Annotated in this window: 13 protein-coding genes; 5 read left to right on the top strand and 8 right to left on the bottom strand. The window is 68.8% G+C overall.

Annotation, left to right across the window (positions count from 1 at the left end):
- Positions 1-4 precede the first annotated feature (4 nt).
- From M2351_RS31525 to M2351_RS31535, 3 genes are all read left to right on the top strand, one after another.
- Positions 5-946: a dihydrodipicolinate synthase family protein gene (locus M2351_RS31525; protein ID WP_264659965.1), complete on the top strand. Its 942-nt coding sequence runs from the start codon at positions 5-7 to the stop codon at positions 944-946.
- A 140-nt stretch (positions 947-1086) separates the two neighbouring features.
- Positions 1087-2298 (top strand): pyridoxal phosphate-dependent aminotransferase, encoded by a 1212-nt coding sequence (locus M2351_RS31530; protein ID WP_264660380.1) that lies wholly within the window; start codon positions 1087-1089, stop codon positions 2296-2298.
- Positions 2299-2312: 14 nt separating this feature from the next.
- The gene (locus tag M2351_RS31535; RefSeq protein ID WP_264659966.1) at positions 2313-3098 is read left to right on the top strand and encodes an SDR family oxidoreductase; all 786 of its coding nucleotides are present in this window, start codon (positions 2313-2315) and stop codon (positions 3096-3098) included.
- A 284-nt stretch (positions 3099-3382) separates the two neighbouring features.
- Here M2351_RS31535 and M2351_RS31540 read toward each other — a convergent pair whose 3' ends face one another.
- The 8 genes from M2351_RS31540 to M2351_RS31575 form a co-directional block, all read right to left on the bottom strand.
- A complete protein-coding gene (locus M2351_RS31540) occupies positions 3383-4198 on the bottom strand; it encodes an enoyl-CoA hydratase (protein WP_264659967.1) in 816 nt (271 codons plus the stop codon).
- Between the two features lie 43 nt (positions 4199-4241).
- Complete coding sequence (locus tag M2351_RS31545; RefSeq protein WP_264659968.1) at positions 4242-5336, bottom strand: ABC transporter ATP-binding protein; 1095 nt, start codon at positions 5334-5336, stop codon at positions 4242-4244.
- Entirely contained in the window at positions 5333-7114 is a 1782-nt protein-coding gene (locus M2351_RS31550) for an ABC transporter permease (RefSeq protein WP_264659969.1), read from the bottom strand. The genes M2351_RS31545 and M2351_RS31550 overlap by 4 nt, the downstream gene beginning before the upstream one ends.
- Before the next feature lie 59 nt (positions 7115-7173).
- On the bottom strand, positions 7174-8229 hold the full coding sequence (locus tag M2351_RS31555) for an ABC transporter substrate-binding protein (RefSeq protein WP_264659970.1): 1056 nt from the start codon (positions 8227-8229) through the stop codon (positions 7174-7176).
- 68 nt (positions 8230-8297) lie between these two features.
- Complete coding sequence (locus M2351_RS31560; protein ID WP_264659971.1) at positions 8298-9068, bottom strand: SDR family oxidoreductase; 771 nt, start codon at positions 9066-9068, stop codon at positions 8298-8300.
- Positions 9065-9514 carry a MaoC family dehydratase gene (locus tag M2351_RS31565; protein WP_264659972.1) on the bottom strand — a complete coding sequence of 150 codons (450 nt, stop codon included), beginning with the start codon at positions 9512-9514 and terminating at the stop codon, positions 9065-9067. Before M2351_RS31565 ends, M2351_RS31560 begins: the two co-directional genes overlap by 4 nt.
- Positions 9515-9524: 10 nt before the next feature.
- Positions 9525-9914 carry a Zn-ribbon domain-containing OB-fold protein gene (locus M2351_RS31570; protein ID WP_264659973.1) on the bottom strand — a complete coding sequence of 130 codons (390 nt, stop codon included), beginning with the start codon at positions 9912-9914 and terminating at the stop codon, positions 9525-9527.
- 16 nt (positions 9915-9930) lie between these two features.
- Entirely contained in the window at positions 9931-11094 is a 1164-nt protein-coding gene (locus M2351_RS31575; RefSeq protein WP_264660381.1) for an acetyl-CoA acetyltransferase, read from the bottom strand.
- A 445-nt stretch (positions 11095-11539) separates the two neighbouring features.
- Here M2351_RS31575 and M2351_RS31580 point away from each other — a divergent pair, with 445 nt between their 5' ends.
- The gene (locus M2351_RS31580) at positions 11540-12742 is read left to right on the top strand and encodes a CaiB/BaiF CoA transferase family protein (protein ID WP_264659974.1); all 1203 of its coding nucleotides are present in this window, start codon (positions 11540-11542) and stop codon (positions 12740-12742) included.
- Positions 12743-12804: 62 nt separating this feature from the next.
- The gene (locus M2351_RS31585) at positions 12805-13752 is read left to right on the top strand and encodes a LysR substrate-binding domain-containing protein (protein WP_264659975.1); all 948 of its coding nucleotides are present in this window, start codon (positions 12805-12807) and stop codon (positions 13750-13752) included.
- Positions 13753-13828: the final 76 nt, after the last annotated feature.

A 13828-nucleotide genomic window follows, 5' to 3' on the forward strand; every position in this document is an offset into this window, starting at 1 on the left:
CGTCATGTCTTCCCTGTCCAAGTCCGGCGTGCTCGACATGAAGGAGCGCCTGCGCGGCTTCTTCAACATCACCGTTACGCCCTTCACCGCCGACGGCGCCATCGACACCGCCGCGCTTGCCGAGAACATCGAGCGCGAACTGGCCGTCGGTGTGGACGGCCTGCTGATCGGCGGCACCTACGGCGAATTCCCGACCATGACGGTGGAGGAGCGCGCCACCCTGTTCCGCCTCGTCATGGACCAGGTCGGCAGCCGGGTTCCGGTGATGCTGTGCAGCGCCGGGTCGGACGTCCGCGTCGTGCGCGACCTGACGGTGCTGGCCGGCGAGCTGGGCGGTGTGCCGATGATCACTCCGCCCTACGTGTCGGAGATCACCGACGACCAGATCGTCGCCTTCTTCCGCGACATGGCCCCGCTGTCGCGCACCGGCGCCTTGATCTACAACGCCCCCGGCATCGGCATCACCCTGTCGGCCAAGCTGATCGAGCGGCTGGCCGACATCCCGGAGATGGTCGCCATCAAGCAGGGCGACCTGACCCCGACCGTCATCGACCAGCTGGTCGGCGCGCTGCACGGCCGCGTTCGCCTGTTCTGCGCCTCGGACCTCGCCTTCCTCGGCCCGGTGGCAGCCGGCTTCGACGGCATCAGCTCGACCAACAGCTGCGCCTTCCCGGAGCTGATCCTGGACAGCTACCGCGCCATGCAGCGCGGCGACGTGACCACCGCAGGCGCCCTGCACCGGCTGTGGTTCCCCTATCGGCAGCTCGCCCGCCGCTTCGGCCAGCCGCAGACGGTGAAGGCCGCCATGCACGCGCGCGGCTGGACCGGCGGCTCGGTTCGCCTGCCGCTCCGCGACCTGTCCGCCGCCGAGGCCGCGGCCGTGCGCGACGTGGTGGCGACCATGGCCGCCGACGCGCGGTCGCGGATCGAGACCGTGACCGCCTGAAAGCGGCCCCTGGGCGCACCTTGGCGTGCCCAGGAAAGTACAGTTTAACGACACTCATACAGACTGGGCCGCCCCGGCGGCCCGGTTCGAGAGGCGCTTTGCCCATGGACACCTTGATGCCGCTACCCCCCTCCCTTCCGTTGGCCCGCCTGTCGCCGCGCGTCGCGGCGCTGCGGCCGTCGCCCACCGCCGCGATTTCGGACAAGGTGCGCCGGCTGACCGCCGAGGGGCGCTCCATCATCAACCTCGGCGAGGGCGAGCTGGATTTCGACACGCCGGACCACGTCAAGGACGCCGCCATCGCGGCCATCCACGCCGGCCAGACGAAATACACGGCGGTCGGCGGCACCGCGGAGCTGAAAGCCGCGGTCATCAACAAGTTCGCGCGGGAAAACGGCCTGACCTACGGCCCGGACGAGGTGATCGTCGGCGTCGGCGCCAAGCCGCTGATCCTCAACGCGCTGCTGGCGACGCTGGCGCCGGGGGACGAGGTGGTGCTGCCGGCGCCCTATTGGGTGTCCTATCCGGACATGATCGCGCTGGCCGACGGCACCGCCCGCATCGTCCCCTGTGGGGAGAAGCAGGGCTTCAAGCTGCGCCCGGAGGATCTGGAGGCGGCGATCACGCCCCGCACGCGCTGGGTCATCCTGAACTCCCCCGGCAATCCCTCCGGCGCGGTGCTGTCGCCCGCCGAGATGAAGGGGCTGACCGACGTGCTGGTCCGGCACCCGCATGTGCTGGTGATGGCCGACGACATCTACGAGCACATCATCCTTGATGATGCTCTCGGCGGGACTTTCGCCACGCCGGCGGCGGTGGAGCCGGCCCTGTTCGAGCGCACCCTGACGATCAACGGCGTGTCGAAGGCCTTCTCCATGACCGGCTGGCGCATCGGCTACGCCGGCGGGCCGGCCTGGCTGGTCCGCGCCATGCAGACATTGCAGTCGCAGAGCACGACCAACGCCTGCTCCATCAGCCAGGCCGCGACGGTGGCGGCGTTGCGCGGCGGAACCGACTTCCTGCGCGAACGGCTGTCGATCCTGCGCACGCGCCGGGACATCGTGCTGGCCGCGGTCGAGGCCGCGCCGGGCCTGCGCTGCTCCGTACCCGACGGCGCCTTCTACGTCTATACCAACTGCGAGGATCTGATCGGCCGGCGGACGCCCAACGGGCGCACCATCGCCAGCGACCTCGACTTTGCCGACTACCTGCTGTCGGAGGCCGGGGTGGGCGTGGTGCATGGCGCGGCCTTCGGCCTCTCCCCCTACATCCGCATCGCCTACGCGATCGATACTGACGTGTTGCGGGACGCCTGCGAGCGCATCCGCGCCGCCTGCGCGCGCCTGCGCTGAAGAGGACTTTCTCCATGGATTTGGGACTGACGAACAAGACCGCGCTGGTGCTGGGCTCCTCGCGCGGGCTCGGGCTGAGCGTCGCGAGCGTCCTGGCGGCGGAGGGCGCGCAGGTCGTGCTGTGCGGCCGCAACGAGGAGCGCACCCGCGCGGCGGCGGAATCCATCGTGGCGGCCGGCGGCCGGGCCGTTGCGGTGACGGTGGATCTCGCCGACGCCGGGGCCGCCGCCCAGCTGGGTGCCGCGATGGAGCGCCTCGGCCTGACGGTCGACATCCTCGTGCTGAACTCCGGCGGCCCGCCCCCGGGGTCGGTGCTCGGCGTGGAGCCCGGAACCTGGACGGCGCAGTTCGGTGCGATGGTGCAGCGCCTGATCGAGATCGCCGGAGTCTTCGTGCCGGGGATGCGGGCGCGCGGCTGGGGGCGGGTGCTCACCATCGCCTCGTCCGGCGTGGTCCAGCCGATCCCGAACCTGGGCATCTCCAACACGCTGCGCGCCGCGCTGGTCGGCTGGTCGAAGACCCTGGCGGCGGAGGTCGCGTCGGACGGAGTGACGGTCAACACCATCGTGCCCGGCCGCATCCACACCGAACGGGTGGACGAGTTGGACGCGGCCGCCGCGAAGAGGACGGGGAAAACCGCCGAAGAGATTGCCGCCCAATCGCGAGCGACCATTCCGGTCGGACGGTACGGAAAGGTCGAGGAATTGGCCGCCGTCGCCGCCTTCCTGGCCGGCGAACCGGCAGCCTATGTGACTGGCAGCGTCGTTCGGGTCGACGGCGGCATGATTCGCTCCGTCTGATACCGAAAGCACATGGGCAGCCATGTGCGAAACGGGCATACGGCCGGCCGATCATGGACCTGTTCATGCGCCGGCCGTATGAGAAGCTGCTTTTAAAGCGGATTGCGATCCGCTTTGGACTGCGACCGCAGTCCCGGCCTCTCGCGGGAACGTAGTTCCCGCTGGCGGCAGGCGGATGCCACATGCATCCGCTGAGAGCCGGCAAATGAGGCCATGTGAATCTAAAGCGGATGAAAATCCGCTTTAGAGAGACCAGCATCACCGGGGTGGGCTTGGCGGGGCGTTCATCGGCCTGTCCAGGTTGGACCGCGCTTTTCGAGGAACGCCGCGATGCCCTCCTGGTAATCGGCCGACAGATAGCAGCGGCGGAGCAGGTCGTTGTCGCCCTCCGGCGGCAGTCCATGGTCGCGCAACCTCCGCAACCCTTCGCGCGTCGCCCACAGGGTGAGCGGGGCAAGGCTCGCCAACTCCTCCGCCAGGGCTTGTGTGCGGGCGATCAGCTCCTCCTCCGGAACGACGGCGCGCAGCGCGCCGGCATCCGCCAACTCATCGGCGGCCAGCAGACGGGCGCTGAAGATCAGTTCCTTGGTGCGCGCCGTGCCGAGAATGGCCTCAAGCCGCGCCAGGTTCTTGATGCTCAGGCAATTGCCCACCGTGCGGGCGATCGGGAAGCCGAAGCGGATGGAGGGGGTGCCGATGCGCACGTCGCAGCAGGCCGCAAGCAGCGCCCCTTCGCCGACGCAGGCGCCGGACAGCGCGGCGACGGTGGGAACGCGCACGGCCTCCAGCGCCATCGCCGCGGCCTCCGCCCGCTCTTCCAGGATCGAGTAATCCTCGGGAGTCTTGACGCTTTGTAGGCAGGACAGGTCGGCGCCGGCCATGAAGGCGGGCTTGTCGCCGGGGGCGCCGGTCAGCACCAGCGCCTTCACCTCGGGGCTGCGCTCGACCTCGCGGCAGATGTCGATCAGCCGGTCCTCCATCCACGGCGTGATGGCGTTGCGCGCCTTGGGCCGGTTGAAGATCACCCATTGCACGGCGCCGCGCCGCTCGGTCAGAATCTCGGGAGGCGCGCTGGCGGCGCCGGACGTCGCGGTGGTCATCGCGAGGAGCTTCCTTGAAATTTCGGCGGAAATTGAGCGGTGATCAGGCGGCCGGACCCAGGATCTGGCACGCCTCGACCGGGCAATGCGCGGTCACCGCCATGCCCGGGCCGTAGCTCCGCACCGGCGGAACAAAGGCGCGCAGCGTCTGGTCGTTGCCGATGTCCACCAGCACGTCGCGGTACTCGCCGAGGTAGGCGGAGCGCAGGATGACGCCGGGCAGGACATTGCACGGACCGCCTGCCCCCGCCTCCTGGCCCGCTTCCTGGCCCGCCTCGCTCAGCCGGACCTGGGATGGCCGCACGCACAGGGACACCGGGGCTCCACGCGCCGCGCCGCTCCGGTCGGGCGCGGTCAGCACGCGGTCGCCGACGCGGATGGCGCCCTGCCCCTCGCTGCGTCCGGCCAGTTCATTGTTGGCGCCAATGAAGGTCGCGACGAAGGCGTTCGACGGCCGTTCGAAGATGTCCTCCGGCGAGCCGAGCTGCTGCAGATGGCCCGACTTCATGACCGCGATGCGGTCCGCGGTGACCAGCGCCTCCGACTGGTCATGGGTGACATAGACCGTGGTGATGCCCAGCAGGTCATGGACCTGCCGGATCTCGAACCGCATCTCCTCCCGCAGGTGGGCGTCGAGGTTGGACAGCGGCTCGTCGAGCAGCAGGATGCGCGGCTCCACGGCCAGCGCGCGGGCCAGCGCCACGCGCTGCTGCTGGCCGCCCGACAGTTCCGACGGGTAACGGTCGCGCAGCGCCTCCAGCCGGACGGTGCGCAGCGCGCGGTCCAGCCGCTCAACCAACTCCGCCTTCGGCAGCCGGCGGATGGCGAGGCCGAAGGCGACGTTCTCCGCCACCGTCTTGTGCGGCCACACCGCGTAGTTTTGGAACACCAGGGAAATGCCGCGCTTTTCCGGCGGCAGAACCCCGCGCGACGACGACAGCAGCACGTCGTCGGCCCAGATCTCGCCGTCGGTCGGCGTCTCAAAACCGGCGAGGAGTTGGAGCGTGGTCGACTTGCCGCAGCCCGATGGTCCGAGCAGGGCCAGCAGCGTGCCGTTCGGCACCTGGAGGTCAATGCCGTGCAGCGCGGTGTAGCTGCCGAAGGACTTGCGAAGGTTCTTGATCCGGATCCCGCTCATGCTGGGAAGACTCCTGCCGTGTCGGCGGCTTTACGGGACGTTCGACGCGCGCTGAGCAGCCGTGTCAGGGGACGGGCGGCGGCCACCAGCAGCAGTGTCAGCAGAAGGAGAAGGACGCTCATGGCGCACACGGCTTCGTAATTGCCGCCGTCCTTCGCGTTGTAGATCAGGGTGGTCATCACGTTGGTCTTGGGCGTGATGAGGAAGACCGCCACCGACAGTTCGCGGATGATCGGGATGAAGACCAGGAACCAGCCCGACACCAGCCCGCCGCCCATCAGCGGCACGGTGATGGACAGGAAGGCCTTGCCCTCCCCGGCGCCCAGGCTGCGGGCGGCACGCTCCAGTTCCGGCCCGATGCCCTTGAGGATCGCCCCGCCGTGGGCGTAGGCGATGGGCAGGAAGGTCGCCGCGAAGGCGGCGATCAGCAGCATCGGCGTGCCGTAGAGGTTCAGCGGCGCCCGCGTGTAGGCGGCGAAGAAGCCGACGGACAGGACGATGCCGGGAACGATGATCGGCACCGTCGCCACCGCGCCCAGGATGCCGGCGCCGGGCACCACCCGCCGTTCGACGAAATAAGCGACCACGGTGCCGAGCGCGACGCAGAGCGTGGCTCCCAGCGTGGAATAAACCAGCGAATTGACGATGGCCGTGGACGTCTCGGAATTGCCGAACAGCGCCCACCAGTACCAGTGGAGCGACAGGTTCTCCCACGTCAGGCCCTGGCCCCAGGCCCGGGTCAGCGACACCAGCAGAAGTGCCGCATAGGGCAGGAAGACCGAGAAGAGCGGCATCAGCAGCGCGGCGAAAAAGGCCGGCCAGCGGGCGCCGCCCAGGCGAATCAGCCGCCCGGCCCGCGTCTTTCCGGAAATGGTGACGTACTGCTTGCGGCCCAGGATGCGGCGGCGCATCCGGAACAGCATCGCGGTGACCAGAAGCAGCGGCATGCAATAGGCGGCCGCCAGGAAGATCTCCGGCGGGAACTGCTGGTAGAACTCGGCCAGCTTCGTCGTCACCACCGGAATCCCGGTCGGCGTCAGCAGGAAGGCCGGGACGCCGAACAGGGTCAGCCCCTGGATGAAGGACAGGATGAAGCTTGCGATCACCGCCGGGGTGGCCAGGGGAATGGTGATGCTGAGCATGGTGCGCAGCGTGCCGGACCCCAGGGTGGTGGCCGCGTCCTCAAGTTCCACGGCCATCTCGTCCAGCGCGCTGGACACCATGGTGAAGCTGTAGGGGACGGTGTAGAGCCCGCAGATGAAGATCGCGCCGGCCATCGAATAGATGTTCAGCAGCGGCCCGGCTTCCGCCCCGGCGATGATGCGCCACAGCGCGTTCAGCCAGCCCGAGTTGGGCGCCGCCAGCAGGATCCAGCCGGTAGCCCCGATGAAGGAGGGGGTGACGAAAGCGGTCAGCGTCAGCACGCGGATGGTGCGGCGGAAGGGCATGTCGGTGCGCGACACCAGCCACGCCAGCGGCACGCCGACACCGACGGCGATCACCGCGGTCGCGACCGCCAGGATCAGCGAGTTGACGAGCGGTTCGAAAAGGTCGGCAGACTGGACGATCCGCGCGTAGTTGCCAAGCGTCCAGGCGCCGCTGACGTCGTCGTGGAAGCTGTTGTAAAGGACCCAGCCGAAGGGCTGGACCACCAGAAGCAGGAGAAGAAGGGCGACGATGCCCACGGCCACGGCCTTGACCAGCGGCACGCGGGCCGTCGCCGGACGGGCCGCCACGCCGGGCGTGCGCCCTGGACTTTCCGTTGAGATGACCCCCATAGGGTCCGCCTCCTTTGTCTTTATAACCCTCTCCCCTCCGGGGAGAGGGGACTCTGGGGTCAGCGCACGTATTCCTTCCACTTGGCAATGCCTTCCGCGACTTCCGGACCGAGGTCGTCTCCGGTGTTGCGGGTCCACTTCAGCTTGTCCAGCGACCGCCCCTCGGCCCAGGCGACGTCCTTGCGCAGGGTCGGCCAGTAGTTCTTCTGGAGGATCAGCGAGACCTCCTTGGAATAGAGGAAGTTGGTGAACAGGCGGGCGGCGTTCGGGTGCGGCGCCTTGGCCAGGATGCCGGTGACGCCCAGGTTCAGGATGGCGTCGTCGGACGGGGCCACCACGTCGATCGGGTTGCCGGCGGCCTTCTGCGTCAGCGTGTAGCTGAAGGGCGCGCCAGACCCGACAACCCGCTCGCCGGCCAGGATGTCGGTCACGGTGTCGACGTTCGACTGGCCGACCTTCGGCTTCTGCTTGCCGAAGGCGCGCAGGAAGTCGTCGCCGTACTTGCGACGGATGGCCACCACCCAGTTCGCCACGTCGCCGGAGAAGGCCGGGCTGCCGGTGGTGATCTTGCCGTGCCACTGGTCCTCCAGCAACGCCTGCCAACTCGCCGGCGGGGTCGGCACCTTGCCCGGCGCGTAGTTGATGCTGGTCAGGCTGATGGCGCCGACATGGTACATCTTGTCCGGGTCGAGGCCGCGGAAGGCGTCCGGCAGGTTCACGGCGTCGGCCGGCTCGAACGGCGCCAGGGCGCCGACCTTCTTCAGCTCGGTGTAGTGCAGCAGGTTGGTGGTGCCCAGCGAGTCGCACTCGTTGACGCCGCCCTGCAGCTCCATCCGCAAGCGGGTGTAGACGGTCTGCGAGGCCTGGCGCAGCAGGTTCACCTCGATGCCCGGATACGTCGCCTTGAAGGCGTCGCGAATGGCCTCCATCGTCTGCTGCTCGTAAGAGCCCCAATAAAGGGTCAGCGCGCCTTCCTTCTTGGCGGCGGCGTAGAGAGGGTCATCAGCGGCCGCGGCGATGCGGGAGAAGGCGGTGCCGGCCAAGCCGCTGGACAGCAAGGCGGTGCCGACGAGCCCGCCGGTCTGGAGAAGCCGGCGACGCGAGAATTCCATCATGTTGCCAATCCCTGTTTTGCGTTGCGGAATCGCCGTTTCGGCGTCGTTCTTCGTTTTGAAGCAGAGGTTCAGTAGTCGCCGGTGGTCGCTCCGCCGTCCGCGACGATGGTCTGGCCGGTGACGTAGGCCGCGTCGTCGGACGCCAGGAAGGCGACGACGGCGGCGATCTCTTCCGGCTTGCCCAGGCGTCCGACGGGAGTCTTCTCCAGCCATTGCGACCGCACCGCGTCGGGCACGCCCTGGACGATGGCGGTCTCGACGACGCCGGGCGCCACCGCGTTGACCAGGATGCCACGGCGCGCACCCTCCAGCGCGGCCGTGCGGGTCAGCCCGACGACCCCGGCCTTGGAGGCCGAATAGTTGGCCTGCCCGAAGGTGCCGAGGATGGCGGTGGAGGCGATGTTGACGATGCGCCCCCAGCCGCGGTTGCCGACGAGCTGGAAGGCCGTTTGGCAGCCCAGCCAGGTGCCGCGCAGGTTCACGTCGATGACCGCGCTCCATTCCGCGTCGGTCATCTTGGGCAGCGAGCGGTCGCGCACGATGCCGGCGACGTTGACCATGATGTCCACGCCGCGGAAGGCGTCGGGCAGGCCGGCCACCGCGGCTTCCCAGCTCGCGCGGTCGGCCACGTTCAGCGCCACCGCATGCGCTTGCGCCCCAATGGCGCGCAGCGCGGCGGCGACCGCTTCGGCGGCGTCCACCCCGATGTCGGCGACGACCACCGCGGCGCCTTCCGCCGCCAGACGCTCGCAGACGGCACGGCCGATGCCGCCGCCGCCGCCGGTGACGAAGGCGACGCGGCCGGCCAGCCGGTTGGACAGAGTGACGGCGGCGCTCATGCCTGCACCTCCTTGCGGGCGACGGAGAGCACGTCCTCGCCCTCCTGCACGGTCTCGCCGCGCTGGTTCTTCACGGTGATCGCGACGCGGACGATGCCGCGGTCGGGCTTGGACGCGCTGGGCCGCACCTCCGCCACCTCGGCCTCGTAATGGACGGTGTCGCCGGCGAAGACCGGGCCGACGAAGCGCCGGCGCGTCTCCAGGAAGGCGAGGATCGCCCAGTCGTCGATGTCGGAGCGCAGGCCGGTGCTGAGCGAGTGGGTCAGCATCCCGTGGGCGATGGTTCGCCCGAAGCCGTTGGCCTTGGCCGCCTCCGCGTCCATGTGCAGCGGGTTGAAGTCGCCGGTCAGCCCGGCGAACCAGACGATGTGCGCCTCGGTGACGGTGACGCGGGAGGAGCGCGCCCGGTCGCCCGGCTTGATGTCGTCGAGATGGATGGCGGTCATTCTTGCATCCTCAAGCGGTTCGCGGGCGGAACACGGGAAGGCTGGTGGCGTCGTCCAGCGTGTGGAAGGCCACGGCGAGCGGCAGTCCGGCCCGCAGATCCGCCTCCGCCACCCCTTCGACGCGGGAGAAGACGGTGACGCCTTCGTCCAGCCGTATCAGGGCGCAGACGTAAGGATCCCCGGGCTGGTTGCCACGGTGGACGACGGAATAGGTCAGCAACTCGCCGCGCCCGCTCGCCTCCACCCACTCCGGGCGGGCGTGGGGGGCGTGGACGGAGTGGGCACGCGGGTACCACTGATACCTTCCGGTTTCCGGGCAGCGCTGGATCAGAAAGCGGCCCTGGCGCGCCGCCTCCCAGAAGGGGGCGGAGGTCTCGTCCTGAACGGGCGGTGTGGTCATGGTGGTCATTCGGCACCTACACGGTCAGGATTGCGGTTGCGGCGGAGCAGAAGGTGCCGCCGAGCCCGTGGGCGAGCGCGACCTTGGCGTCGGGCACCTGGACGCCCGGCCCCTCGCCGCGAAGCTGGCGGACGCTCTCGATCAGGGTGAAGATGCCGCGCTTGCCCGGATGGTTGGAGGACAGGCCTCCGCCGTCGGTGTTGGCCGGCAGCCGCCCGCCCAGCGTCAGGTTTCCGTCCGCCACGAAGGCCCCGCTTTCGCCGCGCCCGCAGAAGCCCAAATCCTCCAGCGCCAGCATCGGCGTGATGGTGAAGGCGTCGTAGATCTGCGCCACGTCGATGTCGTCGTGCGTCACCCCGGCCATGGCGAAGGCGCGCGGGCCGGACAGGGCGGCGGGCGTTTTCAGGTCGTCGGGGATCTGGCTGTTCTGGGTGCGCGACACGGCGGCGCCATAGCCGGCCAGATAGACCGGCTTCTTTTTAAGGTCGCGCGCCCGCTCGCGGCTGGTCATCACGACGGCGCCGCCGCCGTCCGTCACCACGCAGCAGTCCAGCCGGCGCAGCGGCGACGCGATCATGGGTGAAGCCAGCACGTCGTCCACCGTGATCGGCTTGCGCAGCCGGGCGTCGGGGTTCTGCATCGCATGATTGCGGAAGGTCACGGCCACCTGGGCAAGCTGCTCCGGCGTGGTGCCGTACAGGTCCATGTGGCGGCGGGCGAACAGCCCATAGGTGGAGATCAGCGTCGGCGCGTAGGGGATCTCGTACTGGCCGGGACCGGCGGGGAAGACGAAGGGGTCGAAGGACGGGGTGTTCAGCGGCCACCAGCGCGGGCAGGCGGCGTAGCTGATGACCACCACCTCCGCAAGACCGGTCGCGATCGCCGCGGCCGCCTGGCCGGCCTGGAGGATGTAGGAGCAGCCGCCGATGTCGGTGCTGTTCACATAGGTCGGCGCGATCCCGATGTATTCCGCCAGTTCGACCACGTCCATGGTGCCGCCGCCCTCGGCCCAGTCGCCGGATGCCGCGCACAGCCCGTCCACGTCGTCGAGCGCCAACCCGGCGTCGTCCAGCGCGCCCAGGATGCAGTCCATCTGAAGGGCGAAGGGATGAACGCGGGGCGCGTCCCTGCGCGGCGATTCAAAGGCGCCGACGATGGCGGTTTTGCCCGAAAGATCCATCACGCGCGGGTTTTCCTTTCATGGTTGTGGAAGCCTGCGCAATGCCGTCGCTTCGCGCGCCGCACGGCTCCACCGGACAGGCGAAGAGAGTAAAACGATCGCCCGCATCGGAAATCGCGAAGAACTTTCCCAGAAGCATGGATGATTTCGACCGTGCCGATCCGTTTCCGGTAAGTCCAAGGGTACCGGACACGCTTTGTGTCACAAGCAGAAAAAACGATGCGGTCTGGTGCACGGAACGCACCAATGGACGGATCATCCGGTTCGGCGAACGGTGCGTTCAATGCACCGGATTGGGCCAAACTAAGCGATTGTTTTCCAGGCACCGTGGCGCAAGCCTTAGGGCAACGCATTCCCGCCGCCGCCTGGGGCCAGACGAATTTCTGGTCGGGCGCGGCCCCGTCCGGCCCGATTGCGCGGTGTCCGGCCACCCGAAGGATCATTCATGCTCAACACCGATACGCAGCGCCGCGATGCTCCCCTGGCCGGCGTGCGCGTGGTCGATCTCACGCACATGTTGGCCGGCCCCTACAGCACCTGGCTGCTCGGCGCGCTGGGGGCGGACGTCATCAAGATCGAGCGCCCGGGCAAGGGCGATTTCACCCGCGTGATCGCTCCCTTCAGCGAAGACGAAAGCATTTACTTCCTGAGCGTCAACCGCAACAAGCGAAGCCTGACGCTCAACTTGAAGGAGGAAAAAGGGAAGGCGATCTTCAAGAAGATCGTCGGCACCGCCGACGTGCTGGTGGAGAACAACCGGGCGGGGGCGATGGACCGCCTGGGGTTGGGCTACGCCGACCTGAAGGCGGTGAACGAACGGCTGATTTACGCCTCGATTTCCGGTTTCGGGCAGGACGGCCCCTACCGGCACCGCCCCTGCTTCGACGTGGTGGCACAGGCGATGTCAGGGATGATGAGCATCACCGGAGAGCCGGGCGGCGATCCCTGCCGGGTCGGCGCGTCGGTCGGCGACATCGGCTCCAGCCTGTTCGCCGCCATCGGCATCCTTGCCGCCCTGCAGAAGCGGGCGAGCACCGGCGAGGGCAGCTTCATCGACGTGGCCATGCTGGACTGCCAGCTGGCCTTGATGGAGAACGCCATCGCCCGCTTCCTGAACGCCGGGGAAACGCCGCGCGCGCTGGGCAGCCGCCATCCCCTGATCGCCCCGTTCCAGGCCTTCCCCACCGCCGACAAGCCCATCGCCGTCTGCGTCGACACCAACGAGCAGTGGGAGCGGATGTGCCGCGCCATGGGGCTGGAGCATCTGCTGGCCGACCCGCGCTTTCCCACCGGCTCGGCCCGCAACGCCCACCATGCGGAGCTGGAGCCGCTGCTCCGCGACATTTTCCTCAACCGTGGCCGCGACACGTGGCTGGACGTCCTGGAGGAGGCGGACGTACCGGCCAGCCCGATCAACAGCGTGCCGGACGCCCTGAACGATCCCCAGGTGATCCATCGCAAGATGGTCGTGGAGGTGCCGGAAGGGTCCGGCAAGCGCTTCGCCGCCGTCCCGATCACCATGCCGGGGGCACCGCTGCCGGCCGAGGCTCCGGCACCGCGCCTGGGCGAGCACACCAGTGAAATCCTGGCGGAACTGGGCTTCAGCGCCGCCGAGATCGATGCCTTCCGGCGCGACGCGGTGGTGTGATGGCCGAACGGCGGCACGGGAAGGTGGCGGGCGGAGAAGGGACGCGTGCGGTGCTGGCGGAAATGTTCCATACTGCCGCCGGTATCGCCCCCACTTCCACGGTCCGCATGGCGCGTCGCCTTCCGCCCCTTCTCGCCCTCCGTGCCTTCGACATCTTTGCCCGCCAGGGCACCGTGCGCGCTGCGGCCGATGAACTGGCGGTGTCCCACACGGTGGTGTCCCGCCACATCCAGAACCTGGAGCAGTCGGTCGGCGTGAAGCTGGTGGCCAAGTCGGGGCGGGGCCTGTCCCTGACGCGCGAGGGCATCCGCTTCGCCGCGCAGTTGCGCCGCGCCTTCGACCTGATCGCCGACGCCAGCAACGAGCTGCGCAACGGCGGGATGGAGGCCGTCCACATCTGCTGCCTGGCCGGTCTGGCCTCGCGCCGCCTGCTCGCCCGCCTTCCCGAGCTTGAGGAGGCGCTGGCCGGCCGCGAGGTGATCCTGCAGCCGACCTCCACCCGCCCGGACTTCAGCCGGGAGGAGGCCGACGCCGAGATCATGTACCTGGAGGACGGTTCCGTCGCCGAGGGGCTGCGGTCGGAGATGTTCGCCCGGCCCCGCATCCTCGCCATCGCCAGTCCGGAGTTCAAGGCGCGCTATCCCGACGTGCGTTCCCCGGCGGATCTCGTCGGCCTGCCGCTGATCCACGAGCAGTCCACCGGCATGTGGGAAGCGTGGCTGGAGGAAGCCGGCGTCGCCGACCAGCCCCGGCTGCGCGGCCCCCGGTTGTGGCAGGCGCACCTGACCATCGAAGCGGCCCGGCTCGGCCGTGGCGTGGCTCTGGTCAGCGACCTGCTGGTCGCCGATCCGCTGGCCAACGGCGAATTGGTGGAAATGGTGGACAGCAACGTCACCATCGGAGGTTATTACTTCATCGCACCGGCCCAGAAGTGGAACACGCCGGTCATTTCCGCCATTCGGCAATGGCTGCGGGCGATCTTCCCGCCGGAGGCCACGCACAACGTCTGATATCGAAGGCGGCTTTCCAGCCAAGCCATAACCCTTGGGGAACAGGAACGCATGGGCAAAGCGCCAGAACCGTTGC

Source organism: Azospirillum canadense (assembly GCF_025961225.1).
Classification (GTDB): Bacteria; Pseudomonadota; Alphaproteobacteria; order Azospirillales; family Azospirillaceae; genus Azospirillum; species Azospirillum canadense.

Excerpts from the sequence above, each read along its gene's own strand:
- M2351_RS31525 (WP_264659965.1), top strand. The coding sequence starts at position 5 with ATGTCTTCCCTGTCCAAGTCCGGCGTGCTCGACATGAAGGAGCGCCTG.
- M2351_RS31535 (WP_264659966.1), top strand. The coding sequence starts at position 2,313 with ATGGATTTGGGACTGACGAACAAGACCGCGCTGGTGCTGGGCTCCTCG.
- M2351_RS31540 (WP_264659967.1), bottom strand. The coding sequence starts at position 4,198 with ATGACCACCGCGACGTCCGGCGCCGCCAGCGCGCCTCCCGAGATTCTG.
- M2351_RS31545 (WP_264659968.1), bottom strand. The coding sequence starts at position 5,336 with ATGAGCGGGATCCGGATCAAGAACCTTCGCAAGTCCTTCGGCAGCTAC.
- M2351_RS31550 (WP_264659969.1), bottom strand. The coding sequence starts at position 7,114 with ATGGGGGTCATCTCAACGGAAAGTCCAGGGCGCACGCCCGGCGTGGCG.
- M2351_RS31555 (WP_264659970.1), bottom strand. The coding sequence starts at position 8,229 with ATGATGGAATTCTCGCGTCGCCGGCTTCTCCAGACCGGCGGGCTCGTC.
- M2351_RS31560 (WP_264659971.1), bottom strand. The coding sequence starts at position 9,068 with ATGAGCGCCGCCGTCACTCTGTCCAACCGGCTGGCCGGCCGCGTCGCC.
- M2351_RS31565 (WP_264659972.1), bottom strand. The coding sequence starts at position 9,514 with ATGACCGCCATCCATCTCGACGACATCAAGCCGGGCGACCGGGCGCGC.
- M2351_RS31570 (WP_264659973.1), bottom strand. The coding sequence starts at position 9,914 with ATGACCACACCGCCCGTTCAGGACGAGACCTCCGCCCCCTTCTGGGAG.
- M2351_RS31575 (WP_264660381.1), bottom strand. The coding sequence starts at position 11,094 with ATGGATCTTTCGGGCAAAACCGCCATCGTCGGCGCCTTTGAATCGCCG.
- M2351_RS31580 (WP_264659974.1), top strand. The coding sequence starts at position 11,540 with ATGCTCAACACCGATACGCAGCGCCGCGATGCTCCCCTGGCCGGCGTG.
- M2351_RS31585 (WP_264659975.1), top strand. The coding sequence starts at position 12,805 with ATGTTCCATACTGCCGCCGGTATCGCCCCCACTTCCACGGTCCGCATG.